This is a genomic window from Saccharopolyspora phatthalungensis (assembly GCF_014203395.1).
Taxonomy (GTDB): Bacteria; Actinomycetota; Actinomycetes; order Mycobacteriales; family Pseudonocardiaceae; genus Saccharopolyspora; species Saccharopolyspora phatthalungensis.
In genome coordinates this window covers 5,098,546-5,125,463 of the sequence record NZ_JACHIW010000001.1, presented here as the reverse complement: position 1 = coordinate 5,125,463, position 26,918 = coordinate 5,098,546, and the positions used below count along the sequence as shown (strand labels likewise).

Below are 26,918 nucleotides of genomic sequence, written 5' to 3'. Positions count from 1 at the left end.
CGGATCCGAGTATTTCAGACCAGGCTCTTGACCCTGACAGGTGGATTGTCTTACAAGTATACCGGTCTTGCTTCCGGGTTTTCCTCAATGAGGAGGTTGCGTGTTTCAGCAAGTGCTTGATCCGATTGCCGGCTCACTTCCACTGACAGCCCTCTGCGCCGCTCTTCCCCCGGTGACCTTGTTCGTCCTGCTGGGCGTGTTTCGGGTCAAAGCGCCGGTCGCTGCCGTAGCCACCCTCGGACTCTCGATGGCGCTGGCCGTGCTCGGCTGGCAGATGCCGCTCGGACAGGCCGCGAGTGCAGCCTTCTACGGTGCGTTGTACGGGTTGTTCCCGATCTTGTGGATCCTGATCAACGCGGTATGGATTTACAAGATGACCGAGGTGACCGGCTGGTTCCCGGTGCTGGGACGCAAGATCCGTGCTGTGTCGGACGACACCCGGGTCCAGGCGATCCTGATCGCGTTCTGCTTCGGAGCGCTGATGGAGGCGCTGGCAGGATTCGGTGCCCCGGTGGCGATATCGGCTGTGATGCTCATGGCAGTGGGCCTGCGCCCGGTCAAGGCCGCGGTCGTGGCGCTGGTCGCCAATACCGCTCCAGTCGCCTTCGGGAGCATGGGCGTACCGATCACCACCCTGGCCTCCGTCACGGGACTGCCCCTGGAGACGCTCGGACAGATGGCCGGACGCCAGACCCCGTTGATCGCCGCGTTCATCCCGCTGGTCCTGGTGTACCTGGTCGACGGCCGCCGTGGTGTGCGGCAGACCTGGCCGGTCGCGCTGGTCGCCGGGTTCGCCTTCGCTGCCAGCCAGTTCATCACCGCCAACTACGTCAGCGTGGAGATCACCGACATCGTCGCGGGAACCGTCACCATCGCCGTCGTGCTCGGGTTCCTTCGCATGTGGCAGCCCGCGGAGGACACGTTGGCCACACACGCCCCCAGGGTTCCGTCCGTTGTGGGCAGCGCGTCAGCGGACACCCGGGGTACCAGCGACGGGGACACAACCTTCGACGAAGCGCCGGAAAAACCGGAGCGGGGCAGCGGGACCAGCGACACCAGTGGCTCGACCATAATGGCCACCGCTCCCTACCTCATCATCATCGGACTGTTCGCGATCAAGCAGTCCGGCCCGGTCAAGCAATGGCTCATCGACATCGGTACGTTCAAGTTCAACTGGCCCGGCCTGCACCTCGTCTCCGCCGGCGGACAGCCGATCGCCACGGAGTTCACGCTCGAGCACATCAACGGCACCGGAACCTTCCTCCTGTTCGCGGGCCTGCTCACCATGCTGGTGTATCGCGTGGGGCTGAGCCGGGCGGTGCGCTGCTACGCGGACACTCTTGTCCAGTTGAGGTGGACCATCGTGACCGTCACCTCGGTACTCGGCCTGGCCTTCGTGATGAACTTCTCCGGTCAGACCGCCAGCCTCGGCGCCGCAATGGCCTCGGCAGGAGGGCTGTTCGCGCTCCTCTCTCCCGTCGTCGGCTGGTTTGGTGTCGCGGTCACCGGCTCTGACACCTCATCCAATTCGCTCTTCGGTGCCCTGCAGGTCGCCGCAGCTCAGAAGACGGGGCTGAGCCCGGTGCTGCTCGCCGCCGCCAACTCGTCGGCAGGTGTGCTGGGCAAGATGATCTCCGCTCAGAACCTCGCGGTGGCAGCCGCCGCAATCGACAGGCCCGGAGCCGAGCCGGAGATCTTCCGGAAGGTGATCGGCTGGAGTCTCGGACTGCTCGCCGTCTCATCGGTCCTGATCTATCTCCAATCCACTCAGGTGCTGGGCTGGATGGTGCCGTGACCACACTGCCCCCAGCCTCCCGCGAACTCGAGGACCGCAATGGTTGAGCTCCAGACGACCTCCGTCCGGTTGGCCTACGGCCGGACCGGCTTGCTAGTCGACCTGCCCAGGGATCGGCTCACTGTGGTGCAGCCCCGGTTCCTTCCGGGTGTCCCGGACCCGATGGGGGCTCTTCGGCAGGCACTGCGTCAGCCGCTCGCCGGCCCGCCACTCCGTGAACTGGTCCACAAGGGACAGACGGTGGCCGTGTCACTGTGCGACAGCACCCGTCCGCAACCGCGCCACCTGATGATCCCGGCGCTGCTGACCGAACTTGAGGGTGTGGTGCGCCTGGAAGACGTAGTGCTGCTGGTCGCCACCGGTACGCATCGTGCGAACAGCGATGCCGAGCTTCGAGAGATGCTCGGCGACGAGGTCGTCGACACGGTACGGATCGTCAATCACGATGCCCGGGACGACGCTTCGCTGGCCTGGTGCGGGCACCATGGCGATGCGGTCCCGGTCTGGTTGAACCGGGAGTGGCTCAATGCCGACGTCCGGATCACGACGGGGTTCGTCGAGCCGCACTTCTTCGCAGGCTTCTCCGGTGGGCCCAAGCTTGTCGCACCCGGCCTGGCCGGACTGGCGACGGTGCTGACGCTGCACGACGCCGGTCGCATCGGACACCCGAACGCCACCTGGGGCCGGTGCGAGGGCAACCCCGTGCACGACGACATCCGGGCGATCGCAGCAGGCACCGGAGTGGACTTCGCGTTCGATGTGATCCTCAACCGCAACCACGAGGTGGTCCGGGCCTTCGGTGGGGAGTTGGAGAGTATGCACCGGGCGGCCCGTGCCGAGGCGAAGCGGATCGCCATGCGGGAGGTACCAAGCCCGTTCGACGTGGTCGTGACGACCAACTCCGGCTATCCCCTTGACCAGAACCTCTACCAAGCGGTGAAAGGCATGTCCGCAGCAGCGAAGGTGGTCAAGGAGGGCGGGGTGATCATTTGCGCGGCGGAGTGCCGGGACGGCTTCCCCAACCACGGCTCCTACCACGACGTGCTGGCCTCCGCGCCATCACCGCAAGCCTTGCTGGAGGACATCGCGGCGCGCGAACGCACCATGCCTGACCAGTGGCAGGTACAGGTACAGGCCCAGATCCAACGCAAGGCCAGGGTGCTGGTGCACAGCACTTACCTCGCAGCCGACGATCTGCGGGCGGCCCATCTGGAGTCGGCCCCCGACGTTGCCGATGCCGTGTACGAGGCACTCAACGAGGCCGGACCCGATGCGCGCGTGTGCGTTCTGCCGGAAGGTCCGCAGACCATCCCCTACGTCGCAGGCGAGGTGGGGTGAATGCACGTCGTTGCTGCGCCCGACAAGTTCCGCGGGACCGCCACGGCCCCCGAGGTCGCGGCGGTCATCGCCGAGGCGGTCGATGCACTTGGGGGAACCTGCACCCAGCTTCCGCTCGCCGACGGCGGTGAGGGCACGCTCGAAGCATTCGGCGGGCCCAATCGCAGCACGGAGGTAACCGGCCCGCTCGGCCTTCCAGTTCAGGCGGACTGGCGGCTGGACGCCGGCGGCCGAGCCGTGGTCGAGATGGCGCGTGCCTCGGGTCTGGCCCTGGCCGGGGGCCGGGAGGGCAACGACCCTCTCGCGGCCACCACACGAGGTAGCGGGGAACTGATCGCAGCGGCGATCCGATCCGGTGCCCGACGGGTCATCGTCGGTCTCGGCGGGTCGGCCACCACCGACGGCGGTGCCGGCGCCCTGGAGGTACTGGCCGACCTGGCACCGCTGAACGGTCCCGGCGCCGTCGCGGAAGTCGTCGTCTGCTGCGATGTCCTGACCCCGTTCACCGAAGCGTCGAGGGTGTTCGGTCCGCAGAAGGGGGCGACCCCCAGTCAGGTGGAGGAGCTCACCCGCCGGCTGGAGCGGCTGCAGGGGGCATACCTGGATCGGTTCGGCGTCGATCTTGCGCAGCTGCCCGGGGCGGGAGCGGCAGGCGGACTCGCCGGAGGGCTGGCCGCGCTCGGAGCACAGCTGGTCCCGGGCTTCTCGGTCATCGCCGAGGAGGCTGGCCTCCGGGACGCGCTTGCCCATGCCGATCTCGTCGTCACCGGCGAGGGGTTGCTCGACGCCGGTTCGTTCGACGGAAAAGTGGTCGGTGGCGTGGCCGCCAACGCCGCGGAGTTCGGGGTCCCGGTTCTGGCGGTCGTCGGAGCCATCGACGCCGACGCCCGGGACCGCATCCGCGCGGTGTCCCTGCTAGAGCAGTTCGGCGAAACCGCGGCCATGCAGTCCACAACGGACTGCATCCGGCTCGCCGTTGCGAAACACCTCACGGACAGGATGGATCTGCCATGATCAAAAGCCTGCTGTCGGCCTTGCGCAGTCGACTGGCCCAGGAGCGGCGCCTCATCGTCGCCTACTCGGGGGGAGTCGACTCGGCGCTGCTGGCCGCTGTCGCACGCGATGTGCTGGGCCCCGCAGCGCTGGCCGTCACAGCCGTCTCGCCAAGTCTTCCGGCTGCCGAGCGCCGTGCCGCAAGGGCTTTCGCCGTCGACCACGACATCGCCCACCTCGAAGTGTGCACCGATGAAGCCGAGCGCCCTGACTACATCGCGAATGGCGAGAACCGCTGCTACCACTGCAAATCGGCGCTGTTCGACGCCCTGCGTCCGCTGGCGACGGCGCTGGACGCGCGCATCGCGCTGGGCACGAATCTCGACGACCTCGGCGACCATCGGCCCGGACAGCGTGCGGCCGCCGAACGCGGTTCGATCGCGCCGCTTGTCGACGCCGGGTTCACCAAGCAGCAGGTACGAGAGGCCAGCGAACGGCTCGGACTGCGCACGGCGGCCAAACCGGCGGCGGCGTGCCTCGCGTCCCGAGTCGCCTACGGGGACCCGGTAACCCCGGCTCTGCTGTCCCGCATCGAGACAGCCGAACGTGCGCTGCACGATCTGGGCTTCCCGGTCTGCCGAGTGCGCGCCCACGCCGGGGGCCAGGTCGCCCGCATCGAGCTGCCAGCTGCGGAACTCGATCGGGCGATCGGCGAGCGAGACAAGATCGACAGCGCCGTGCGCGCAGCCGGATTCCCGTTCTGCTCGCTCGATCTCAGCGGGTTCGCCACGGGGCGAATGAACGTCTTGTTGTCCGCCCCCACCGTGTTGCAGCAGACTATCGCGAGGCGAGGCGCGTGATGCCAGGAAGAGGATTCTCGGATCTCGGCTACGCCAGGGTGGATACCCACCGCGAACGGCGACAAGGGCTTCCGGAAGTCGTGTACGCACCGGGAAAGGCCGTCGAGGAGATCGTCGGGATCGTGCAGGTCCTGCTCGACCGGAGCAACGGTCCGGTACTGGTGACGAGGATCGAGCCGGACGTCGCCGAGGCAATCCGGAACCGGGTGACCGGAGCCCACACCGATGCGGACGCCGGGATCCTGTTCTGGCGACCGGCTGAACCAAGACCGTTCCGCGTCGCCATCGTCACCGCCGGCACTTCTGACGGGCGGGTGGCACATGAAGCCGCTGCGGTCGCCAAGGCGATCGGGCTCGACGTCCGGCTGTACCGCGACGTCGGAGTAGCCGGTATCCACCGACTGCTCGCCGAGGCCGATGCCATCGCCGAAGCCGACACCGTCATCGTCGTGGCGGGCATGGAGGGGGCGCTGGCCAGCGCTGTCGGGGGGCTGGTCGCCTGCCCGGTCATCGCGGTGCCCACCTCAACCGGCTACGGTGCCGCGCTTGAGGGCCTGACCGCACTGCTCGCCATGCTCACGTCATGCGCTGCCGGACTCACTGTGGTCAACATCGACTCCGGCTTCGGCGCCGCCATGGCGGCCCACCGGCTCGCGCACGCTGCGACCAGGGAGCGCCCGTGATTCTCTGGCTCAACCCGATCTCCGGGCTGTCCGGCGACATGCTGCTGGCCACACTGCTCGATCTCGGCGCACCGCTCGGCGAAATCCGCGAGGCCGTGGCCGGCACCGGACTTCGCGGGTGGCAACTCGATGTGGAGCACGTCCAGGCCAACGGGATCGTCAGTACTCGTGCCGTGGTGACGATCGACGACACCGCGACCGAACGCCGCGCCTCCGAGTTGCTGGAACATGTGCGCCGTGCGCAACCCGCCCCGGTCGCCGACGTCGCCGCCGCCGCGGTACGCGGCATCGCCGAGGTGGAGGCCGCCTTGCACAACAGCCGCCCCGAGGACGTCCATTTGCACGAGATCGGCGGCCTGGACACCGTCGTGGACACCGTCGGCGTCGCCGCCGCGGTCCACCTCCTCGGCATCACGGACGTGGTGTCGGCGCCCCTCTCTCTGGGGGCCGGTACCGTCCGCTGCGCTCACGGGACCCTGCCGGCACCGGCTCCCGCCACCCTTGCTCTGCTCCGCGGCGCCCAAGTGAGAGGCATCGACGTGCAGGGTGAGACCGTGACCCCGACCGGAGCGGCCCTGCTTGGTGCGCTCGGCACGACCTATGGTCCGGTCCCCGCCATGGAGGTGTGCGGAACGGGCTACGGCGCTGGCACACGGGTGTTCGCGAACCGCCCCAACATCCTTCCGGCGACGCTGGGCAGGCGAACGCGTCCAGACGCAAGTCACGTGGTTATTGAGACCAACGTTGACGACGTCACTGGCGAGGTGCTCGGGCACGTAGTCACCAGGCTGCTCGAAGCCGGGGCAGCCGATGCCTGGATCACCCCGGCCGTGATGAAGAAGGGACGGCCCGCACATGTGGTTCATGTACTGTGCGCGGACAGGCAAATTGAGAGCCTGGGGTGCGTTCTGCTTGCGGAGACCGGAAGTCTCGGCCTTCGCCATTACCCCGTTGACCGCCTCGCTCTCCCGCGCTGGAGGACAACCGTCGACGTACACGGCCACGCGGTGCGGGTCAACCAGGGCCCGTGGCATGCCAAACCCGAGCACGACGACGTCGTGGCCGTCGCGCGCGCTCTTAACATGCCCGCTCGCCAGGTCGCGGCTGATGCGCTCGGCGTGGTTCCTGTGGCCACCGCGGAGGGAGGGGAATCCTAAAGTGTCGGTACCCAGGGCGACCGCCAGTGTCTTCGCTTGGAGCAAACCAGTCGAATCTACCGTTGAGGCCAAAGCGACACCACCTGCTGCCAGCGCCACCCGGGCACTCACTTTGGTAGCCCGGCCGATCCCCTTCGCTGTGCGGTCACTGGCTCAGTTGTCCCGAGCGTACTGCTCGGCGAAGTCTCCGAGCTTATCGATGACCTCGCCGAGGCCGGCGGATTACACGTCGTAGTCGTCAGCGTGATCGAGTGCGTTGCCGCTGACAACAGCCATCCTGCGGCCCCACCGGTAAAGCGCGAAGAACCGGTTTGGGCCAGGGTGGCATATGCGGCCGCTGGAGTTGCCACCGGCGTCGGCATGGTGGGGGCCTCGATCGCAGGGATGGCCTACGAAGCTGCGGGTGACGATGCGGTCGCGGTGTTCGATACCGACGGCAGCGAAGACCTACCGAGTCCTACCGGCACTCCCGGGCTCGACAAGCTAGATTTGTCCGTACCTATCGGGCGATAGTAGCGTTGACTAGGCGGATTGTCTGCCCTAGTGTCCCTCGAAACAGCCGTACAAATCGATGCTTTCCGCTTGGTGAGGTGGTGGTCTGGAGCCTGCGGGGCCACGAGCCCAGCGGCGGTCGTGGCCTGGCGTTGATCATTCGCCGCGGACGTGCCACCAGGACGACGACCGTGGACCACCTACCACCACGCAGCTCTGATCGAGCTCGTGGGAGCCCGATCGGCGGTCAGCGACGGCAATTCCACGATTGTCATTGCGTGCGGGCGGCCGAGTCGAGCGCTCGGCGGCAGGAGGGTTATCGAATGAGCACAGCAATCCAGCGGATGGCGGAGTTCACGGCGGGGCTCGACCTCGCGTCGGTACCGGCGGCAGTGGTGGCGCGAGCACAAGACTGCCTGCTCCACGGCCTCGTCGTCGGAATCGCGGGCCGGGACATCGGGTTCGGCGAAACGGCAGAGGCGGCGGTGTACGACGGAGGCGCGGGCGGCTCGGCACACCTGCTCACCACAGGCGGGCGCGCTGGTGCCGTCCCGGCCGCCTTCGCCAACAGCGCACTACTTCATGCGCGCGCCCAGGAGGACACGCACGGCACGTTCCACCCAGGGATCGTCACGATTCCGGCCGCGCTAGCGGCGGCGGAAAACGCGGAAGCGGATGGCGCTACCTTCTTGGCCGGGATGATCGCGGGGTACGAGGTCGCAACGGCGGTCTCCGATCCGCTGACGGAGCTAACGACGCCACCGTTCCGGGCCACGGGCCTCTACGGGCCGCTGGCTGCCGCGGCGGCGGCCGCACGTGTCTTCGGACTCGACCGGCCGAAAACAACCTCGGCGCTGGCGTTGGCAGCCGCCTTCGCAGGAGGAACGAGCGAAACCTTCGCGGCCGGCACTGACGAATGGCACTACCAGGGTGGCGTGGCGGCAGCCAACGGGCTGATGGCGGCCCTGCTGGCACGCCAGGGCGCCCGTGGCTCCGTGCACGCGCTGGAGGGCCGGGCCGGCTTCATCGACTCCTTCGCGCGCGGGGCCGAGAAACCCGGCTGCCTCGCGGATCGGCTCGGGGCCGAGTGGCGGATCCTGGACGTAACGTTCAAGCCCTTCCCCGTCTGCGCCTTCAACCAGATCCCGGCGCTGGGGGCCGCGAAGCTGGCGTGCGAAGAGGGCATTCGTGCGCAGGACGTGGTGACGCTGGACCTCAAGGTCAACGAGCGAGAAGGCACCTACCCGGGTGTCGGCTATGACGGGCCATTCACCGAAGTCGCACAAACGCTCATGAGCGTCAGCTTCGGAGTCGCGACGGCGTTGGTGCACGGTCAGGTTGACTACGCCGCGTTGCAGCGTTTCGCCGACCCCGACGTGTTGTCGCTGATGCGGCGGATCACTGTCATCCCCGACCCGGCGCAGCCGCCGAAGTCTGTGGCGGCGACGGCGACGCTGGTGGACGGCAGGCAGGTCCGCATCGTCATCGATGACGCGGCCAAGGAACTGTCGTGGAGCCGCGACGGGGTGCGCGAAAACGCCCAGCGGCTGCTGCCCGAAATGGATCTCACCGCCGAGCAGTTGAACCGGCTTTTCGCGGCCGTCGACGCCCTCCCTAACGCTGCCGACCTTTCGGTCCTGCTGGCCGCCGTCCTGCCGTCCTGCCGTCCAGTGAAGATACATGCGGATGAATCCATCCCAGCGCCGTAGCGGGCAGCCTGCTCAGGACGTGGGAAAACAGTATTTCTAGTGGGATTTACTGGGCTTGACTTGTCCTGTGCCGGGTGTCTAAAGTAAATTTGTACGGACGAATTATCATTCGCTGTCGACCGGTCGGCATGGCCACCCGATACCGCGCAAGCGGACACCCCGCGACGCGCATCGGTGTGCGGCGACCACCCGGAAAGAACGAAGCCGTACCGGACCGCGCCAGCTACGGAGCGCCCCGCATCCAGGGGCGACCGGCATGCGGCTGGACGGACGAGGAGCGTGACGCGACGGCGTCGCGGAAACGAGTGATGAGGACATATGGTCGTGCCAAGCACCGAACTGCGCCATTGCCAGATGTACATCGGCAACACCTGGATGGAAGCCGAGACGGGGGAGAGGTTCGAAACCGTCAACCCGTTCACGGGGCGGCCGTGGGCTAGTGCTCCGCTGGCCGGACCTGCCGACGTGCGCAAGGCGGTGCAGGCCGCCGAACGCGCGCTTGAAGGACCGTGGGCAAAGATGTCCGCCACCCAGCGCGGTGACCTCATCCGAAGGCTGGCGGACCTGATCGGCGAGCACGCCGAAGAGCTGGCGACCATCGAAACGACCGACAACGGCAAGGTTATTCGCGAGACTCGCGGTCAGCTGCAGGGGATGCCCGCAACCTACGATTACTTCGCGGGTGCGGCCGACAAGATCCACGGCGCGACAATCCCGTCGCCGCACACCAACTTCTTCACCTACACCCGGCGAGAGCCGATCGGGGTCGTCGCGGCCATTCTGCCGTGGAACAGCCCGCTGTACCTGCTGGCGAGCAAGCTCGCGCCGGCCCTAGCCGCCGGATGCACCTTCGTGGCCAAGCCTGCGGAACAGACCCCCATGTCGACCCTGCGGTTCGCGGAACTCGTTGCCGAGGCGGGCTTTCCGGACGGGGTGTTCAACGTGGTCACCGGCGGGGGCGAAACCGGAGCCGCGCTGGCGGCCGATCCCGGCGTCGCGAAGGTGACTTTCACCGGGTCGACCGCGACCGGCACTGCGGTGATGAAGTCCGCTGCCGATCACATCGCCGATGTGACCCTGGAACTCGGCGGGAAGTCGCCGAACATCGTGTGTGCGGACGCGGACCTCGACGCCGCGATGAACGGCGTGCTGGCGGGCATCTTCGCGGCGACCGGGCAGACCTGCATCGCGGGCAGCCGGTTGCTGGTGGCCCGCGAATTGCACGACGAACTCGTCGATCGTCTCGTCCGCCGGATACAAAGCATCAAGCTGGGAGATCCGCTGCTGATGGAGACCGAGGTCGGCCCGATCGCGTTCGCCGAGCAGCTGGACAAAGTATGCTCCTATGTGGACATCGCTCGTACCGAGGGTGCCTCGCTGGTATGCGGGGGCAAGCGGCCGAACTCCGCGAACCTGCGGGATGGCTACTTCTTCGAGCCGACCATCCTCACCGAGGTGCACAACGACATGCGCGTGGCGCGGGAAGAGATCTTCGGCCCCGTACTGTCGGTAATTCCATTCGACACCGAAGACGAGGCCGTTCGCATCGCCAATGACACCAGCTACGGGCTGGCGGCCGCCGTCTGGACTCGCGATATCCAGCGTGCCCACCGGATGGCACACCAGATCCACGCCGGGTCGATCTGGATCAACTCCTACCGCGTCCTCGCCTACAACGTTCCCTACGGCGGGTTCCGGCAGAGCGGCATCGGCCGGGAGAACGGGATCGAAGGCCTGGATGCGTATCTGCAAACGAAATCGGTGTGGGTCGAACTGACCGGCGCCAGTCGCGATCCGTTCAAGCTCGGCTGAGGAGATAACCTGACATGAGCATTCCGAAAGTGAGCCGCGCGGCCGTGCTGACCGAGCACGGTGCGCCGCTTGAGGTGCAGGAGCTGCCGGTCCCGCAAGAGCTGGAGCCGGGTGCGTTGCTGGTCAAGATCGAGGCCGCCACCGTGTGCGGCTCCGATCTGCACCTGTGGGACGGTTCCTTGGCTGGTAGCCAGGCGCTGAACCTGCCCGTGATCCCCGGCCACGAGATGGTCGGCAGCGTGGTCGCGATCGGCCCGGACGCGGACCGGGACACCTTCGGCCGACCGCTCGTCGAAGGTGATCGCATCTGCTTCACGCATGCGTCCTGCAACCAGTGCGATCATTGCCGGCTGGACAACCAGCCGACGTTGTGCACCAACCGGCAGTACTACATGTTCACCACCTGTGCCAGGCCGCCGTATCTAGTGGGAGGCTTCGCGGAGTACTGCTACGTGTTTCCGAACTCGGGGCGAGTGAAGGTGCCGGACGAGGTGCCGACGGAATGGGCGTCCGCGGCCAGCTGCGCGCTGCGCACCGTCGTGCATTCCTTCGACCGCATCGGCCGCCTGAATCCGTGGGAGACGGTCGTGATCCAGGGATCGGGCCCGCTTGGCTTGTTCGCGACCGCCTTGGCCGATCACCTGGGGGCGGGCCGGATCATCACGATCGGGGCGCCGGAGGACCGGCTCAAGATCGCGACGAAGTTCGGCGCGACGGACGTCATCTCCATCGAGCAGGTGCCGAACCCGCAGGACCGGGTCGACGCCGTTCGGGAGCGGCTCGGCGGCCGCGGTGCCGATCTGGTCTTCGAGTTCTCCGGTGCTCGCAGCGCATTCACCGAGGGACTCGGAATGATCAAGGAGGGCGGCAGGTACATGGTGACCGGGCAGATCGACGGACCGGGCAAGGAAGTCCCAGTCCGGCCCGGATTCATCACCCGTCAGCAGCTGACGATCATGGGCACCTGGTCCGGGCACATCGCCGAGTACCACAAGGCGCTGCAGTTCATGCGCGTCACCCGGGATCGCTACGATTTCGGCGCACTGGTGCCGAATCGGTACTCGCTGGAGGAAGCGACCGAGGCGCTGACGCGGATGCGTGCCCAGCTGGACATCAAGCCGGTGCTCGTGCCGCACGCCAAGCAGCCGAAGGCGCCGGCATGAGGCCACTCGAAGGGCTGACGGTCGTGGAGCTGGGGCAGTACATCGCCGCACCGTACTGCGCCATGATGCTCGCCGACCTGGGCGCCGACGTGATCAAGATTGAACGGCCTGGTATCGGTGATCCCCGCCGCTCCTACGATCCGCTCATCGAGGCAGACGGCGGTCGCCTCAGCGGCGGATTCTTGAGCTACAACCGCAACAAGCGGTCGGTGACGCTGAACCTCGCCGCGGAAGAAGGCCGGGAGATCTACCGTACGATCGCTGCCCGGGCGGACGTCATCGTCGAAAACCTCCGCCCGGGCGCCGTTGATCGCCTCGGCATCGGGCAGGACGTCCTCCGTCGCGACAATGATCAGCTGATCTACTGTGCGATCAGTGGATATGGTCGTTGGCCGCAGCGTCGCGGCCAGTATTCCGACCGCCCCGCCTTCGACACGGCGATCCAAGCGATGAGCGGGCTCATGGCGGTCTCGGGAGAGCCCGACGGACCACCACTGCCGACCGTGACCGGGTTCGCCGATGTCTTCACCGCCGTACATGCGGTCGCCTCGATCCTGGCGGCACTGCACGGCCGGCAGCTAACCGGGCGAGGGTGCTTCGTGGACCAGAGCATGTATGACTCCACGGCGTCGCTGCTGGAACGGGAGCTGATGCTGTGGGACTTCACCCGCCAGCCGCGTCGAACGGGTGTCGATCGGTACGCCGCGCTTGGGACGCTACAGGCCCGCGACGGGCATGTCGCGCTGATCATCCCGACCGATGAGATGTGGCGGCGGATGTGCCTGGCGATCGAGCGCGAAGACCTGCTCGACCATCCGAAGCTCGACAGCGTGCTGGCCCGGGCGGAGAACTTCTCGCACGTGATCCGTCCCGAGGCGGAGAAGTGGACCCGTTGCCGGAGCCGAGCCGAAATCGTGTCCAGGTTTTCGGGATTCGGTCTACCGGCAGGCGAGGTCCAGACGGTGCAAGAGGTCTACGAATGCCCCCACCTGTCCGCACGCGAGATGTTCCTCGACATCGACGACCCGGTCGCCGGAAGGCGGCGGATGATCCGGACTCCGGCGATGCTCACCGGATACGACCCGCCGGCGCAGGGCTCGGCACCTCAACTCGGCTCCGACAGCGAGCGCGTGCTGCGGGACCTGGCCGGGGCGACCAGCGACGACCTGGCGCGATGGCGCGAGGCCAACGCGATCTGACCGAAGGGTTTCATGATGCACGACGTTTCGTTTCGACCGGACGTTTTCCACCCGGATCCGCCCACGCTGCTCGGCTCGCGGTGCCCGATGTGTGCCGGAAAGGTGTTTCCACCGCGCGATGTCTGTCCGAGGTGTGGCGAGGCCAACGAGGAGCACCCGGTCGAGTTGTCGCGGCAGGGCACCGTTTATTCCTACACCGTCGTTCGGCAAGCACCGCCCGGGCTGACCACGCCCTACGTCCTCGCCTGCGTTGACCTGCCGGACGACGAGGTCCGCGTGTTGTCCCGCATTGAGGGGGGCGACCCCGCCGCCGTGGCGATCGGCCTTCCCGTGCGGTTGGGCGCTCGCCCGGTGGAGGGCTCGGACGGCGGGCACCTCATGTTCGTGTTCAATCCTGTCGAGGAGGCTAACTGATGGCCGACGCCTTTGTTGCCGGCGCGGGAATGATCCGCTTCGGCAAGCATCCGCCGGAGACCACCCTGGAATTGATGGGCGCAAGGGCGGCGCGCGAGGCGATGCGCGACGCGGGTGTGAACCCGGCCGAGGTCGAGGCGATGTACGCCGGTCACGTGTTCGGCGGGCCCGTCGCGGGCCAGCGGATCGGCGCGCGGATCGGCCTCGCGGGTAAGCCGATCAGCAATCACGAGAACTACTGCTCCAGCGGCGCGACGGCCTTGCGGGAAGCGTGGATCGCCGTGTCCGCGGGGATCTACGACGTGGTCCTGGTCGTCGGCGTCGAGAAGATGACCGACCGCATCAAGGGCGGTGTACAGCCCGATCCCGGCGATCTCGACGCGGCGGTGGGATTCCTCTTCGCGGCCGGTCATGCGATCAGTGCCCGCAGATACATGGCCGACTACGGCGCCACCCGCGAGCAGATCGCCGCCGTGGCGGTCAAGAACCACGCGCATTCGGTCATGAACCCCTACGCCCATTACCAGAAACCGGTGTCGCTGGAGGAGGTATTACGCGCCCGCCCGATCGCGGACCCGCTCGGTCTGCTCGACTGCTCACCCATCAGCGATGGTGCGGCGGCCGTCGTGGTGGCCAGTCGGGCGGGGCTGCGCCGGCTTGGCATCGACTCGGCGCCTCGAATAGCCGGCTGCGGTCTCGTGAGCGGGACCGTGCAATATGGACTTGGTGACCTGAACGAGGAGGATGTCTCTCGCCGCGCCGGCGCGGAGGTGTACCGGATCGCGGGCATCGGCGCCGACGAAATCGACTTCGTGGAGATGCACGACTGCTTCACCATCGCCGAGATCGTTCGCCTGGAGGGTCTCGGGGTGCTGCCGCGTGGCGAAGGGGCCAGGTTGACGGCAGCCGAGCACACCAGTCTCGGGGGTAAGCTCCCGGTGAATCCGAGCGGCGGTCTGCTGTCACGCGGACACCCCGTCGGTGCTACGGGCGTCGCTCAGATCTGCGAGATGTTCTGGCAACTCACGGAGCGAGCGGGCGGCCGTCAGGTGGAAGGCGCCAACGTCGGACTCGCGTACTGCAAGGGCGGTTCGGTGAGCGGGACCGATGGCGCTTCGGTCACCACAGTGATCATGACGCGGTGACCGGTCCATGGGGTGCGATTTCGCGCGAAATCGCCCCTTCCGGCACCGGGGCCGCCATGTTCGCGGACAAGGTGCTAGTCGTTCCTCCGGCGCAGCTCCATCCGGTAACCGTAGCGGCGTGGGTTGAAATGCGATTCGGTGAACTCGACGAACTCGCCGGCCGTGTCGTAGTAGAGGCGCTCGATCAGAAGAATCGCATCGCCGGGGGCGCACCCGATCATTGCCGCTTCCTCCGGAGGCGCATTCATGGCCGTGATTTCTTGCCTCGCACCGGCCACGGCGCGAGGCAGAAAAGGCTCGGCCAAACCTATCACGGTTCCCGGGCCGCGGGAGGGAATACCGTGGGCTTTCAGGCGCTCCCCGAGTTCCGGATCGACGTAATGGCGGGTGAGCACGAATGGCACGCCCTTGAACGAGCGGCGGACCACGGCGCGACTCACCTCGATATAAGGCAGTTTCAGCCGCGCCGCTATCGGCGGGTTCACGTGCGTGCCGAACGGCTCGATGACTTCGGTCTGGGTGTCCGGCCAGAAGACGATTTCGTCCAGCGAGGCGACCGAACGCAGGTAGCGTCCGGTGGCCTGATGTCCGCTGACGTAGGTGCCGCTCCCCTGGACGCGGTAGATCAAGCCCTCTTCGAGAAGCTTTTGGAGAGCCTGCCGAACGGTGTGCCTGCTGACCTTGTACTGCGCTTGCAGTACCGTCTCGGTGGGCATTTTCTGGCCTGCGGTGTAGGCGCCGGCTTCGATGTCCCGCCGGAACGCGTCGGCCAGCAGTCGGTAGGCGGGCATGTTCCCTGAGGTTCGAGGCTTCACTGTCGGTTTGTCGGTCACTGCTTTCCCTCAGGCTCGCCACGGTCATCGTGCGGATGGATTCGCTGTATCGTACTGCTTGTCCGTACCTTTGGGCAACCTGCGGTAGATCAAACAATGGTCGGCGCTGCCTGCTCGGCCGGCGCTTCGTTCTTTCTGGGCAGCAAAAGTGACCGTTGACACGGTGCTCAAGGTGTCCTATCTTTCACAAATACGTACGTACAAATCCGCCGACGAATCAGGTCGGCGACGAGGCCGCCGGAGCGCGAGTGCGCTCTTTGGCTACCTTGCGGAAGGGTATTCAACGATGAATTCCACACCGGGTGAGGAAATGGTGTCAGCGAAGTCGAGGCGCACCGTGGTAGTTGCGGCGGCGGCCGGGAATCTACTTGAGTGGTACGATTTTGCGGCGTACGGCTTTTTCGCCGCGATCATCGGGAAACTGTACTTCCCATCGGGTAACGCCACCACGTCGCTACTCGCGGCGCTGGCCGTTTTCGGGGTTGCCTTCGTAATGCGTCCCGCAGGCGGTTTCGTGCTGGGGCGGTTTGCAGACCGAGCGGGACGCCGCCCGGCACTGACACTGTCGGTGTTGATGATGGGCGTTTCCACGACCTTGATCGCGTGCTTGCCCACGTACGCCGGAGTGGGGCTGTTGGCTCCAGTGCTGCTGGTGTTCCTGCGCTGCGTTCAGGGATTCTCCGCCGGTGGAGAGTACGCGGGTGCGGCGACCTACCTCATCGAGTACGCGCCACGAAATCGCCGAGGTTTGTGGAGCAGTGTCATCTCGGCGACCGCTGCCCTGGGGGTCCTGGTAGCCGGCCTGACCGCCTTGTTGCTGTCCGCCTGGCTGTCCGAAGCCGAACTCACGTCCTGGGGCTGGCGGGTGCCGTTTCTGCTGGCCGCTCCGCTGTCGCTCGCCGGCCTCTACGTCCGGTTCAAGCTGGATGACACCCCCGTATACCGCGAGCTCGAACGGCACAACCACCTGGTTGCGGATCCGCTCAAGCAGGTCGGGAAGAAGGCGCTGGCCAATGTCGCGATGGTCTTCGCTTGTACCGCGGTCGCCGGACTGGGTTTCTACTACCTGGCGACGTATGTGATCACGCACCTCACCGTCGTGGTGGGGCTGGATCGGACGACGGCGCTGCTGATCGCGATCGTGGGACTGGCCATCTACTCGGTGCTGTGCCCGGTGGCAGGTCTCATCGGTGATCGGATCGGTCGGCGGCGGACCATGATCGTGGGAGGTCTCGGGCTGGCAGCGGTGGCGGTGCCCGCATTCGCCATGCTCAGTTCGGGCGGTATTTGGCTGTCCCTGGGCGGTTTGGCGGTCTTTGCGCTGTTCGAGGCCCTGGTCAACGTCATGCTCGGTGTCTTGCTCGTGGAGCTGTTCCCGGCCAATACCCGCGTCAGCGGGAGTGCGGTCGGCTTCAATCTCGCGCAGGCCATCATCGGCGGGCCTGGGCCGCTGGTCGCCGCCGCGCTCGCGGCGAGTTTCGACACCGCCGTGGCACCGGCTTTCTACATGACGGCGGTGGCTCTGATCTCGACCGTGGTGCTGCTGCGCTTCCTGCCGGAGACGCTGGGCAACGATCTTGTCGACGGCTCCCCATCGATGCTGTCGCGGGACCGGAAAAGGCCCGAGGCGGTAGCCGAAGCGAGCTAATCGAGGAAATCATCGTCGGCGCGAACCGCACGCGCGGGCACTGGCGGGCACTGGAATCGCAGGCTCGCCGGTGGCCCCGCGGTATCAATGTTCGAGAAGTTGATATCGCGGTTGACCACATAGGTGATGTCCTCGCCGACCACCTCCCCGCGTCGCGCGTCGGCGATCCCGGCAAGCCCGTCCAGCGCGGCCCCGTCGCAGGTCATCAAGGCCATCGCCGCCGCGGTGCGGCCCTCGTCGAGCAACGCGGCCGGGTCGGACTCGGCCAGCCGTAACCCCTCGCGCACGTCGGCGTCCAACCGCTCCGGAGCGGCGTCGGCGGGCAGTTGCCGGCGCAGTTCGTCCAACCGCCTTTTTATGATCTTGGACTGGTTGATACCGACTGAGGTGGAAAAATGGCTAGTGAGCAGAGGTCTCGCAAAACCGCCTGAACCTCACCGCTCTGTCGCACGAGCCAGCCACCACCACATCACCGTGGACCAACCAAGATCCTCGCCCCACATCACTCGTTGCGCGGAAGCGCGCATGTGATCGAAAACGTAGCGTCGCACGTCGGTGTCGATCACGCAGTACTGGTTGCAGTCCGTCTAGTGCCCCATAGGAGCAATGGTGTTGAAGCCGGCAGAAGACGTGCTGGGAGATCTCGTTCAACGCTCGAACATCTCTCTCCACTCGGATTCCGGTCTGGTCAGCGCCGTAGACCGCGCCGCAGCGAAGTACGACGAGAAGCGCGCGAAGAAGCAAGCCGATAAAGACACGAAGGACAAGGACACCGCCTTGCGGCGGAAGCCCGAGCTACAAGCCCATACCCGCCCGAGGCGAGCGAACCGTCCAGCTGACTCCGTGGGCCGTGCTGCATGCGCTCGGCCAGGCCATCGCGCTATCAAGACAAGGAGCCGCACGCGGACTCGCTGAGCACTGGGGAGCGCTGAAGTACAGTCAGGCGCTGACCGGCGACACCAGTTCCTTCATGAAGCTGTCCGCTCAGGGCAAGGTGACGGCGAAGCACTACAAGACCCTCCAGTCGGGCGAGCTCGGCATCGGCTTCGCCTTGGCGGCGGCCCAGCGGATCTTGGCGCAGCACCATCCGGACCACGTCGTCTCGATCGTGCCCGCGGACACGACGCTGCTCGCCGGCTGGAGCGCACGAGGTACCTACCACCCGCAGTTCTTCGCCGAACTGTGGAAGCCGGGAGAACCTTCCCTGACACTCCCGATCGCCTGCAAGGGCAACCACAGCAACGCCAAGTACTCCCACGGCCAACTCGCCTCCGCGTCAGCTCACGTGGAAGCGGTGCACATCGGGCCCTGGAACGAGACCCCTGCCCTGATCTTCAGCACCGAACTACCCCCGGACGGCCACGTCACCGTCCACGCGCTCCACGCCGAGGGACGCGGCGGCCGGCTGAGCGAGGCCAACGCCGAGGGTGGTGCTCTGGACATCAAGTCCAACGAGATGCACCACTACCCCGAAATCCGAGTGCCCGCCGAGGGCGACAAGCCTCTTTCCTCGGTCACCGGATTCCACGTCACGCCGGAGCGGTACGAATGGTTCGGGCGGATGCTCGCGCGCACGGCCGCCGCTGGCGTGACGGCCTTCGCCGGCGACGGCGAAGCGACCACCCAGTACCTGACCAAACGCCAAGGGCAGAAGCACTTCACCGGCTTCGCGCATGCGGCCGCCGGTAGCGTGCAGGATGCTGATCACACTCTCCTCGACATTCCCTTCGCCGGCACGGACCACGTCTTCCGGCTCAACGGGACCCGTGTTGAGGCCTTCTCTGGCGCAGACACCGCCCTGTTAGACCTCCTGGCGCGCGGCCAAGTGGAGCAGTACCGCCGCAAGATTTACGAGTGCCGCTCCTCCTGGCCCAGCGATTCCTGGGACCACTCGTGGAACGGCCCGGTGTCGGTCCACCCGGATGGAACCGTGCTCGCCATTCGCCTGCTCTCCTGACGTGAAACAGAAATCGACCCGAGCAGATCAAATCCACTCGGGTCGAAATAGCTTATTCTTTCATCTTCCGCCGCTAACTAGCTGGATACAAGCGACTTGACTCCCGCGCGATACGGAACAAGTTCAGTTTCACCGGAACGCCTCATTCGGATCGCTTCATCGAGGTGCACCAAGAAAAGTTGAAGCGCCCCAACTATCGGCTGCTCATCCGGGAACGTCAGCTTCCCGTCGCGCTCCATCATCCGCAAATGTTCCGCCAACGACCGCGGACTCACCTGAAGCCGGAGCGGGGTATCGAGATCGACATCCTGCCAAGACCGAATCTCGACGTAACCTTCAGGCGAGCTTCGCACTTGCTCATCACTGAGCCTGAACAAGAATTCCTCGAAGATACTCTGGTCATCCGTTCGGTCCAAATTCATGATGATCCGTCTCTCAGCGCGCGGGGAATGCTGTGATGATTTTCTGGTCCCCACTTGCTACCGACACGAAGGGACGGTAGGTGTCTACGACATTACCATGGGAATCACGAATCTGGACTGGCGCTCGATACGTCCAGGTGTCGTTGTTCTTGTTGTAGGCCGGGAATCCCGGCTCGGGAACCTTGAGGATCTCTGCGATAGCGAAGTCGGTAAACGACCGCCAGTCGCTGCCTACACGCGCAGCCAGGTTCTGCCAGTCCGCCATGTGGCGGTCCTTGATGTGCCGGTAACCGAAACCAGCGGTTCCGCAGAGCAGGTTCGATGTTCCCCCCGCACCAGGAGCCCCACTGCGCGGGAAGGCGCGAACCAGCTTGTCCGCTGGGGAATTCGTGCCGCACGCACCCCAGATCTCCCTAGCGCTGGCACCAGTGAAGCGAACGCCAGCAACGTCGATGGTGTACGTCTCTAGTTGATCCTGGCTCACCGCCAAGCTCGACGCCGACTGCGATCTAGAGGCAGTTGCTGGTGCAGCCACGCCCGCTGTCGACAGTGCGCTAAAAGCAAGAACTGCCCCGAGCACACGCGCGCGGAGTTTCTTCAACATTAGTGCAGACCTCTCCAGTGGATCTTTCCGAATACAGGGCAGGATAACGATCACCGGAAACCCGCGCGACCGCGAACCTCCGAAATGGTGAAATTTAGCCAGCCACGATCGCGACAGTTACCACGACAACGGCCACACCTCAACAGACAGCAAATCTTGACTAAAGCCGTCACTGAGGAAGGCGAATCCAAACTCGGGATGTGGAGCGGAGAAGCCGCCTACCAATTTCGATCGGCCTTCGACGGCGAGTCGACCAAGTAGCCGGAGACCGGCGACTGTTTCCACGCATCGAGTAGGGCGTTGGAGACCTACGCCTCCACGCTGACATGGGCTCAAGACCAAGCGGCCAAGGCGATGCCTGTCCCACCAAGACGCCCCAGATGGACTCCCGACTGGACAGGCGGAACAGCAAGCAGCTCCCTACCTCACCCGATGCCGGGAAGGCGAAGGCGTGTAGTTGGCGTGCAAGTCCCCCTCGGGCACACTTACTAGCTACACGCGGAGCGGTCGTCACCTGGGCGGCCGCTTCTTCGTGTTCGTACCGGAGTTCGATCCCGAGCGTGTCGTACAGCTAGCCGAGCCGGTCCGGTTTCCGTTCAGTCAGCGTGGCCGCGATATTGCCGAGTAAGTCGATCATCCCGTACATCTCGGCCCGCCCGCGGATATGGTATGTCAAGCTTCTTGACCCTGCCGTGGACGCGGAGAGAAGATCGACGGTCCTTAGTAGAGGCTATTGCGGCCCCGGCCGGAAGCCCGATCACCCGGCCTGCCAGGTGATCGGGCTTCCGGCGGCTCTTGGCGAGTTGCCGGAACCGCGTGGGGTCAGTAGGTGGGGTTGACCGTGGCTTGGTAGGTCAGGATTTCGGTGCCGTTGCCCTCGTCGCCGTTGTCCGGGGCGACCCACAGGGTGAGGGTGTTGCCGTTGGCCGCGATCTTGAACGGGTTACGGGTGGCCACGTGACCAGCCGTAGACCACTGCTGGAACGGAACCTCGTGCACGATGTCGTGGCTGCGGAGATCGGTCAGGCCGATGCCGCCGAGCTCGTAGGTGGCCTTGGTGCCACCGGCGGCCGGGGTCTGCGGCAGGTTGGTGGTGCCGCCGCAGATCATCTTGCGGTCGCTCAGGTGCTGGCAGTCCTGGTAGTCACCGAAGAAACTGGGGTTGTCCCAGGCCGCGATCTGGTGCCCTGCCAGATCCCATTCATAGAAGCGCCTGGAGCCCCAGTTGTTGCCGATCAGGTGGCCGGTCTGTGCATCGCGGATGATGCCGCCGATGTGGTCGGCGACCTCGAACTGCTTGTGCACCTCCAGCGTGGTGGCGTCGATGCTGTAGATGATGGCGCTGCTGTTGGGGCGGTACTCGGCAACGGGAACCCAGATGTTCTTGCCGTCGAAGTCCATGCCCGCGGGGTGGTACATGTCCCCTTCACCGAGCACGACGTCCTTCTGCAGGTTGCCCTGGCGGTCCATGACGAAGACGTGACCGATGCCCTTGCCAGGGGTGCGGTCGTACCTGCCCTGCGGGCTCGGGTACTTCGTCGTCGGTTCGGTGACCTGAACCGCGGATAGGAAGACGCGGTCACCGGCGAAGGCGATCCCCTCGGTGTGGTAGGTAGGGAAGTTCAGCTTCAGCTTGCCGGTGAGTTGCCACTTGATGCTGCCATTGACGGCTTGGAAGTCGTGGGCGACCAGGTCCGGGTTTTCGGCGGACTTCTCGGAGGAATCGCGGTCGTCGAGTGCGTTGGCCGTGGCTGCACCGCCCAGGAGGGCGGCGATGGCTGCTGCCGCGATCACCGCGCGTCGAGTCGTGTTCTTCATGTGACCTTCTCTGCCGACACGGTTCTAACAGTCGACCGAAACTAGGCCGCCCAAGTGAACGCGAGTCGACGAACGGCAGCACTCTCCACGTACATTCCGGCGACGTTCGCATGCATTCCAGGGCTTCACAGCATCGACGCTGCCCCGGTAGACATATGGGATGATCTCCCGCAGGTTGGCTGATCATTTAGTCCATCGACCACAGTGGACAATCATTTGTGGTCCACATTCGGGCGCGAAAATGACCAGATAGCCGTCGCGACCGGGGGCTTCCCACCCGAGACGAATGCCTGGTTCGCTTGCGGACCAAGGGCACCGGCCCGGGGTGGTGCCCACATTCCGTGGCCACCACCCCGGGCCTTCCGCAGTCGAGCACACGATGGGACTACGGACCGATCGATGCCAGGGTCCGTTCGCGCCTTCAGCGGTCAGCGGCCAATGGTGCGCTGCAAGCCCTCGGGGTAGCGGGCGCCAGCAACGGAGCCCTCGGGGGCGGCCGCCTGGACGGCGGCGAGCTCATCTGAGGTGAGCACGAGTGTCGCAGCGGCGACGTTCTGCTCCAGGTAGCTGCGGCGCTTCGTCCCGGGAATGGGCACGACGTGCTCGCCGCGGCTCTGCACCCACGCCAGCGCCAACTGCCCCGCCTTCACGCCCCGTTTTTCTGCCAGCCGCTGCAGGGTCTCGACAATCGCGAGGTTCGCGGCGAAGTTGTCGTCGCTGAAGCGCGGCAGGCGCCGCCGCATGTCGCCCTCGCCGAGTTGACTGGTCGAGGTGATCGCGCCGGTGAGGAAGCCGCGCCCGAGCGGGGAGAAGGGCACGATTCCGACGCCCAGCTCCGCACAGGTGGGTTGCGATCTCCGGCTCGATGTCATGGGTCCACAGTGACCACTCGCTCTGCAGCGCGGTGATGGGATGCACCGCATGCGCCCATCGGATGGTGGCCGCGCCAGCCTCCGACAGCCCGATGTAGCGCACCTTCCCCGCCTGCACGAGCTCGGCGAGTGTGCCGACGGTCTCCTCGATCGGGATATTGGGGTCGACACGGTGCTGGTAGTAAAGATCGATGTGGTCCACACCCAGCCGGGCAAGCGACTCATCGCAGCACTGCCGCACGTAAGCCGCGTCGCCCCGGGCACCCTGCGCGCCATCCGGTTCACGGACGATCCGATATAGGTGAGGATGCGCTCGCGGAACAGGCGAACATGGCTCACAGCAACGGTTTCTGCCGTCTCCGGGCCGTGGTCCTGGTAGGCGTCGATGAGCGCGGAGTGATCGTGGCTAACCCGTGTGAAGTGGTCAGTGCCGGTGCCGTGGGTCAGCGGATGCACGCCGGCTCCGCGCAAGCTCGGGACCGCCATCCCCGCCGGGTGGCGGTCCCGAGCTGTGCGTTGACCGGATTAGCGGGCATCTATTCCGACCCCGGCCACGTCATGATGTACGCAGATGGCGAGCTGCGCCAGCAGTTTGCCGTGTGCTTCCACGCCAAGCCGCTTCTAGGTGAACCGCGCCCGGATCACCTAGAAACGATCAACGCTCCATCGGCACGGATACTTCCGAGAAATGACCGAGGTTGGCCCAAGCGGAGTTCCCATCGCAGGTCAGCCCGCAACCACCGGAGATCCGCAGTGGCAGTCCCGCGCGGCGTCGGCGAACCGGTGAAAAATCCGCTGGGTGAGCAACGCGGCATGGCGATGCGGTTGGGCAGGCTTGCCGCCCAGATCGATGTGGTCGAACGCGGTCGTCATCTCGGTTTCCTTTCCTGTGTGGGGGAATCAGGCGGGGAGTAGGACGGTCTTGCCTGCCAGGCGGCCCGTTGCGGCTTCCTCGTGAACGGCTGGGAGGTCGGCCAGCGGGCGGCGGTCGGCGACGTCGATCCGCAGTTGTCCGGCGTCGACGCGGGAAACGAGTTCGGCGAGCTGGTCGGCCTTGCTGAGGACGAACACGCGTGCGGCGCGGATCCCGCGGCCGGGGTTCTCCGGAGGCGGGGTCGTAGTGCTGACCAGTGCTCCGCCGTCGCGGACGAGTCCGGCGAGGGCCGCGGTCTCGTCCGGCGTGGTGGTCACGAGGTTGAACACGACGTCGAACGGCGCCGCCTCCGCCGTGAAAGGAGTGGTCGTGTAGTCGAGGTAGCCGATGATCCGGTCAGCTCCGTAACCGCGGAGGCGATCCGCGCGATGGCCTTTCGCGGTGGCGGTGACGACGGCTCCGGCCTGCTTGGCGAGCTGGACCGCGTAGCCGCCGACCGCGCCCGCGGCACCGTTGATCAGGATCGCCTGCCCCGCCCGAAGCTCGGCAAGCTCGAACAGCGCCTGCCAGGCGGTGAGCCCGACCGCGGGCAGCGCCGCGGCGTCTGTCAGTTCGACCGTTCGCGGCGCGGCGGCCAGTGCCTCGGCGGGCGCGATCGCGTACTCGGCTGCGGCGCCGTCGGAGTTCATCGGCAGGAACGCCACGACCGCGTCGCCGACCTGCCAGCCCCCGACCCCGACCCCGACCCCGGCGCCGAGCTCCGCGACCGTCCCGGCCACGTCGATTCCGGGGATATGCGGGAACTCCAGCGGGAACACCCCGCTCAGGGCACCGCTACGGATCCCCATGTCTACCGGGTTGAACGAGGTGGCCGCCACCTTCACCAGCACCTGTCCCGCGTCTGGCGCCGGCCGCCCGGCCTCCTCGTAGGTCAGCACGTCACTGTTGCCGTACCGGTGAAAACGCACTGCTTTCATGCCTGCCTCCTCGAAAGGTGCTTCGATATCGAAGTGATTTTGAGGCTAGAGCGTACTTCGACATCGAAGCAAGTTGCCCGAGCGGTGAGCCTCGCCACAACGCTTCGAAGTCGAAGCAACTAAGATGTGCGGATGGCCGACGCCCTGGAACCCGAGCAGCTGAACACGTACTTCGCGCTCATGGAGTCCGTGAGCCTCCTGCACCATGCCGTCGAGCAGCAGGTGCGGGAAGCGGGCGATCTCAGCTATGTCCAGTTCCAGCTCCTGGCCCGCCTCGCTGACGCCCCGGAACGGCAGCTGACGATGACCGAGTTGGCCGACGGCGTGGTCTACAGCCGCAGCGGGCTGACCCATCAGGCCGGACTGCTGGAGAAGGCCGGCCTCATCACGCGTTGCCCCAGCCCCGACGACCAGCGCGCCACCCTCGTCGCGATCACGCAGGCCGGTCTCGCCCGGCTCGCCGAGATCCTGCCCGGCCACATCCAGGTCGCACGCAGCCTGCTGTTCGCGCCATTGTCCGATCAGGACCTACACGCGCTCGGCGACATCATGGCCAGGGTCCGCGATCACATGCGTGCCCGGCCGCCCCGCTCTGCAGCCACCCGCAAACGCCGCGCCTGAACACAGCAGGCGCGCTGTCGATATGCGGACGAACATCGCACGCGGCAGCGTCCTCAATGAAGCTGCCGGAGGTGCAGGTCATGAGCCGCAGGAAGGGTGCGCCGCTGCTTCCGGTGGAGTACGCCAGCCCCCGCGCCCCGAACAGTGACCATCCGGATGCCGACAGATCGAAACCAAGACAACCCACGAGCGTCAGCGCGAAATCGAGCCAGACACCCGGACGATCGCCACCCACATCATCACTGCGCGAAATGAACTGTCCTCGTGCGGGACTGGCGGCGATTTCGCGCGAAATCGCCGCCACCCACGGTGGCCGGATCGCCGCTCGCGGGGATGCTCGGACCGCTCCGGGTGTCCGCCCGTCAGTCGGCGCCGGCGAGCGGAACAGGCTCGATCGATGTGTGGAACCGGCGGGCGATCCGGCCCCCTTTGAGGACCAGGCGCAGCCGGTCGTGGTGGGTGCTGAGGTCGAAGGGATCGCCGGCAACCGCAATGAGGTCGGCGAGCCGCCCGGGTGCGATGCGGCCGCGGTCGGCGAGCCCCAGGAGCTCAGCCGCGCTGCTCGTGGCGGCGACCAGGACCTGCTGGGGTGTCATCCAGGCACGCTGCATCAGGGCGAGTTCGCGTGGGTTGGTGCCGTGCGGGACGATGCCGGCGTCGGTGCCGAAGGCGATGCGTACCCCGGCGCGGACTGCCCGTCGAAGCATCTCTTCGTGGCCGGTGACGACTTGGCGCGCCTTGGCCACAACCGTGTCGGGAAGGCCCGGCGTGGCAAGCACACCGTGTGGTGCGACCAGGGTCGGAACGAGCCAAGCGCCGGTGGCGCGCATGAGCTCGAAGCATTCGTCGTCGGCGTAGATGCCGTGTTCGATCGAGCGAACACCGGCGCGAAGTGGTCTGTATACTCACCGGACAGTGAAAGTTCAGTCAACAGTGAATATTCACCTTTATCTGAACGTTACAACGAGGGCAGGTGGATTGTGGGCGACGCGACGGCCGTGGGGCTACCAGGCACCGTCGAGAACTTCGGCATCGAGATCGGCAACGCGATGGGCTGGCCACCCATGGCCGGGCGTGTCCTCGCCACGCTGATGCTCCACGACGGACCGATGTCAATGAAACAACTCCGAGAGGCCCTCGACGCGAGCGCCGGCACGATCTCCGAGATGGCGCGTCTCCTCGACCGCAACGGAGTCGTCACCCGCGTCAAGATCCCCAACACCCGCCAGACCGGCTACGAATACCGCCACGACGCGTGGCTGGGCTGCCTCCAACACCAGATCGCGATCACCACGCAACTGCTGCACCTGGCCGAATCATCCAGCCGTACCCCCGAAGCGAAAGCCAAACACGCGAAGGGCCGCTTCGCGGACATGCGCGCCTACTACACACTCCTCACCAGAAAACTGCGGGAAGCCGAGGAAGAATTCGGCACCGGCCCCACCACCGTCCAGCAACGAAAGGCAGCGCGCAGCGCTTGACCACCACGTCAAGGCTGGACTTCTCCTGGATGCTGGTCAAATTCCGCGCTC

24 protein-coding genes and 1 pseudogene are annotated in these 26,918 nt (G+C 66.1%); 17 read left to right on the top strand and 8 right to left on the bottom strand.

What is annotated here, in order from left to right; genetic code table 11:
• The first annotated feature begins 100 nt into the window (after window positions 1-100).
• From BJ970_RS23525 to BJ970_RS23470, 12 genes are all read left to right on the top strand, one after another.
• Window positions 101-1,795: an L-lactate permease gene (locus BJ970_RS23525; RefSeq protein ID WP_184728252.1), complete on the top strand. Its 1,695-nt coding sequence runs from the start codon at window positions 101-103 to the stop codon at window positions 1,793-1,795.
• A 39-nt stretch (window positions 1,796-1,834) separates the two neighbouring features.
• Window positions 1,835-3,133, top strand: a complete 1,299-nt coding sequence (larA, locus tag BJ970_RS23520; protein WP_184728251.1) for a nickel-dependent lactate racemase — start codon at window positions 1,835-1,837, stop codon at window positions 3,131-3,133.
• Window positions 3,134-4,147 carry a glycerate kinase family protein gene (locus BJ970_RS23515; protein ID WP_184728250.1) on the top strand — a complete coding sequence of 338 codons (1,014 nt, stop codon included), beginning with the start codon at window positions 3,134-3,136 and terminating at the stop codon, window positions 4,145-4,147.
• Window positions 4,144-4,986, top strand: a complete 843-nt coding sequence (gene larE / locus BJ970_RS23510; protein WP_184728249.1) for an ATP-dependent sacrificial sulfur transferase LarE — start codon at window positions 4,144-4,146, stop codon at window positions 4,984-4,986. Before BJ970_RS23515 ends, larE begins: the two co-directional genes overlap by 4 nt.
• Window positions 4,986-5,669, top strand: coding sequence for a nickel pincer cofactor biosynthesis protein LarB (larB, locus tag BJ970_RS23505; protein ID WP_184728248.1), 684 nt, complete (start codon window positions 4,986-4,988; stop codon window positions 5,667-5,669). Before larE ends, larB begins: the two co-directional genes overlap by 1 nt.
• Complete coding sequence (gene larC, locus BJ970_RS23500) at window positions 5,666-6,826, top strand: nickel pincer cofactor biosynthesis protein LarC (RefSeq protein WP_184728247.1); 1,161 nt, start codon at window positions 5,666-5,668, stop codon at window positions 6,824-6,826. The genes larB and larC overlap by 4 nt, the downstream gene beginning before the upstream one ends.
• An 815-nt stretch (window positions 6,827-7,641) precedes the next feature.
• Complete coding sequence (locus tag BJ970_RS23495) at window positions 7,642-9,027, top strand: MmgE/PrpD family protein (protein ID WP_184728246.1); 1,386 nt, start codon at window positions 7,642-7,644, stop codon at window positions 9,025-9,027.
• Window positions 9,028-9,351: 324 nt separating this feature from the next.
• Window positions 9,352-10,839, top strand: a complete 1,488-nt coding sequence (locus BJ970_RS23490) for an aldehyde dehydrogenase (protein WP_312864369.1) — start codon at window positions 9,352-9,354, stop codon at window positions 10,837-10,839.
• Window positions 10,840-10,853: 14 nt separating this feature from the next.
• The gene (locus BJ970_RS23485) at window positions 10,854-12,002 is read left to right on the top strand and encodes a zinc-binding dehydrogenase (protein ID WP_184728244.1); all 1,149 of its coding nucleotides are present in this window, start codon (window positions 10,854-10,856) and stop codon (window positions 12,000-12,002) included.
• Entirely contained in the window at window positions 11,999-13,201 is a 1,203-nt protein-coding gene (locus tag BJ970_RS23480; protein ID WP_184728243.1) for a CaiB/BaiF CoA transferase family protein, read from the top strand. The genes BJ970_RS23485 and BJ970_RS23480 overlap by 4 nt, the downstream gene beginning before the upstream one ends.
• Window positions 13,202-13,213: 12 nt before the next feature.
• Window positions 13,214-13,615, top strand: a complete 402-nt coding sequence (locus BJ970_RS23475; protein WP_184728242.1) for a Zn-ribbon domain-containing OB-fold protein — start codon at window positions 13,214-13,216, stop codon at window positions 13,613-13,615.
• Entirely contained in the window at window positions 13,615-14,760 is a 1,146-nt protein-coding gene (locus tag BJ970_RS23470) for a thiolase family protein (RefSeq protein ID WP_184728241.1), read from the top strand. The genes BJ970_RS23475 and BJ970_RS23470 overlap by 1 nt, the downstream gene beginning before the upstream one ends.
• A 74-nt stretch (window positions 14,761-14,834) precedes the next feature.
• Here the strand turns inward: BJ970_RS23470 and BJ970_RS23465 are convergent, their stop codons facing one another.
• Window positions 14,835-15,551, bottom strand: a complete 717-nt coding sequence (locus BJ970_RS23465; RefSeq protein ID WP_184728240.1) for a GntR family transcriptional regulator — start codon at window positions 15,549-15,551, stop codon at window positions 14,835-14,837.
• 328 nt (window positions 15,552-15,879) lie between these two features.
• Here BJ970_RS23465 and BJ970_RS23460 point away from each other — a divergent pair, with 328 nt between their 5' ends.
• Window positions 15,880-17,241, top strand: a complete 1,362-nt coding sequence (locus BJ970_RS23460) for an MFS transporter (protein WP_184728239.1) — start codon at window positions 15,880-15,882, stop codon at window positions 17,239-17,241.
• On the opposite strand, the gene BJ970_RS23455 is transcribed toward BJ970_RS23460, so the two are convergent.
• A complete protein-coding gene (locus BJ970_RS23455) occupies window positions 17,238-17,588 on the bottom strand; it encodes a hypothetical protein (protein ID WP_312864368.1) in 351 nt (116 codons plus the stop codon). The genes BJ970_RS23460 and BJ970_RS23455 overlap by 4 nt on opposite strands.
• Before the next feature lie 503 nt (window positions 17,589-18,091).
• Here BJ970_RS23455 and BJ970_RS23450 point away from each other — a divergent pair.
• Window positions 18,092-19,198, top strand: a complete 1,107-nt coding sequence (locus BJ970_RS23450) for a hypothetical protein (protein WP_312864367.1) — start codon at window positions 18,092-18,094, stop codon at window positions 19,196-19,198.
• Window positions 19,199-19,377: 179 nt separating this feature from the next.
• Complete coding sequence (locus BJ970_RS23445) at window positions 19,378-19,656, top strand: hypothetical protein (RefSeq protein ID WP_184728238.1); 279 nt, start codon at window positions 19,378-19,380, stop codon at window positions 19,654-19,656.
• Here BJ970_RS23445 and BJ970_RS23440 read toward each other — a convergent pair.
• The 5 genes and pseudogenes from BJ970_RS23440 to BJ970_RS23420 all read right to left on the bottom strand — a co-directional run bounded on the left by BJ970_RS23440 (window position 19,634) and on the right by BJ970_RS23420 (window position 24,765).
• A complete protein-coding gene (locus BJ970_RS23440) occupies window positions 19,634-20,224 on the bottom strand; it encodes a hypothetical protein (RefSeq protein WP_184728237.1) in 591 nt (196 codons plus the stop codon). The genes BJ970_RS23445 and BJ970_RS23440 overlap by 23 nt on opposite strands.
• 822 nt (window positions 20,225-21,046) lie before the next feature.
• A complete protein-coding gene (locus tag BJ970_RS23435) occupies window positions 21,047-22,042 on the bottom strand; it encodes a DUF6454 family protein (RefSeq protein WP_184728236.1) in 996 nt (331 codons plus the stop codon).
• A 428-nt stretch (window positions 22,043-22,470) separates the two neighbouring features.
• Window positions 22,471-23,191 (bottom strand): annotated as a pseudogene (locus tag BJ970_RS23430) (aldo/keto reductase); the annotation flags it as partial.
• A gap of 449 nt (window positions 23,192-23,640) precedes the next feature.
• Window positions 23,641-23,787, bottom strand: coding sequence for a hypothetical protein (locus BJ970_RS23425; RefSeq protein WP_184728235.1), 147 nt, complete (start codon window positions 23,785-23,787; stop codon window positions 23,641-23,643).
• A 27-nt stretch (window positions 23,788-23,814) separates the two neighbouring features.
• On the bottom strand, window positions 23,815-24,765 hold the full coding sequence (locus BJ970_RS23420) for an NADP-dependent oxidoreductase (RefSeq protein ID WP_184728234.1): 951 nt from the start codon (window positions 24,763-24,765) through the stop codon (window positions 23,815-23,817).
• A 132-nt stretch (window positions 24,766-24,897) separates the two neighbouring features.
• Between BJ970_RS23420 and BJ970_RS23415 the strand changes: the two genes are divergently transcribed.
• A complete protein-coding gene (locus BJ970_RS23415) occupies window positions 24,898-25,386 on the top strand; it encodes a MarR family winged helix-turn-helix transcriptional regulator (protein ID WP_184728233.1) in 489 nt (162 codons plus the stop codon).
• 362 nt (window positions 25,387-25,748) lie between these two features.
• Here BJ970_RS23415 and BJ970_RS23410 read toward each other — a convergent pair whose 3' ends face one another.
• On the bottom strand, window positions 25,749-26,216 hold the full coding sequence (locus BJ970_RS23410) for an amidohydrolase family protein (RefSeq protein WP_246470983.1): 468 nt from the start codon (window positions 26,214-26,216) through the stop codon (window positions 25,749-25,751).
• Between BJ970_RS23410 and BJ970_RS38160 the strand changes: the two genes are divergently transcribed.
• Window positions 26,100-26,867, top strand: coding sequence for a GbsR/MarR family transcriptional regulator (locus BJ970_RS38160; RefSeq protein WP_246471859.1), 768 nt, complete (start codon window positions 26,100-26,102; stop codon window positions 26,865-26,867). The genes BJ970_RS23410 and BJ970_RS38160 overlap by 117 nt on opposite strands.
• The last annotated feature ends 51 nt before the right edge of the window (window positions 26,868-26,918 follow it).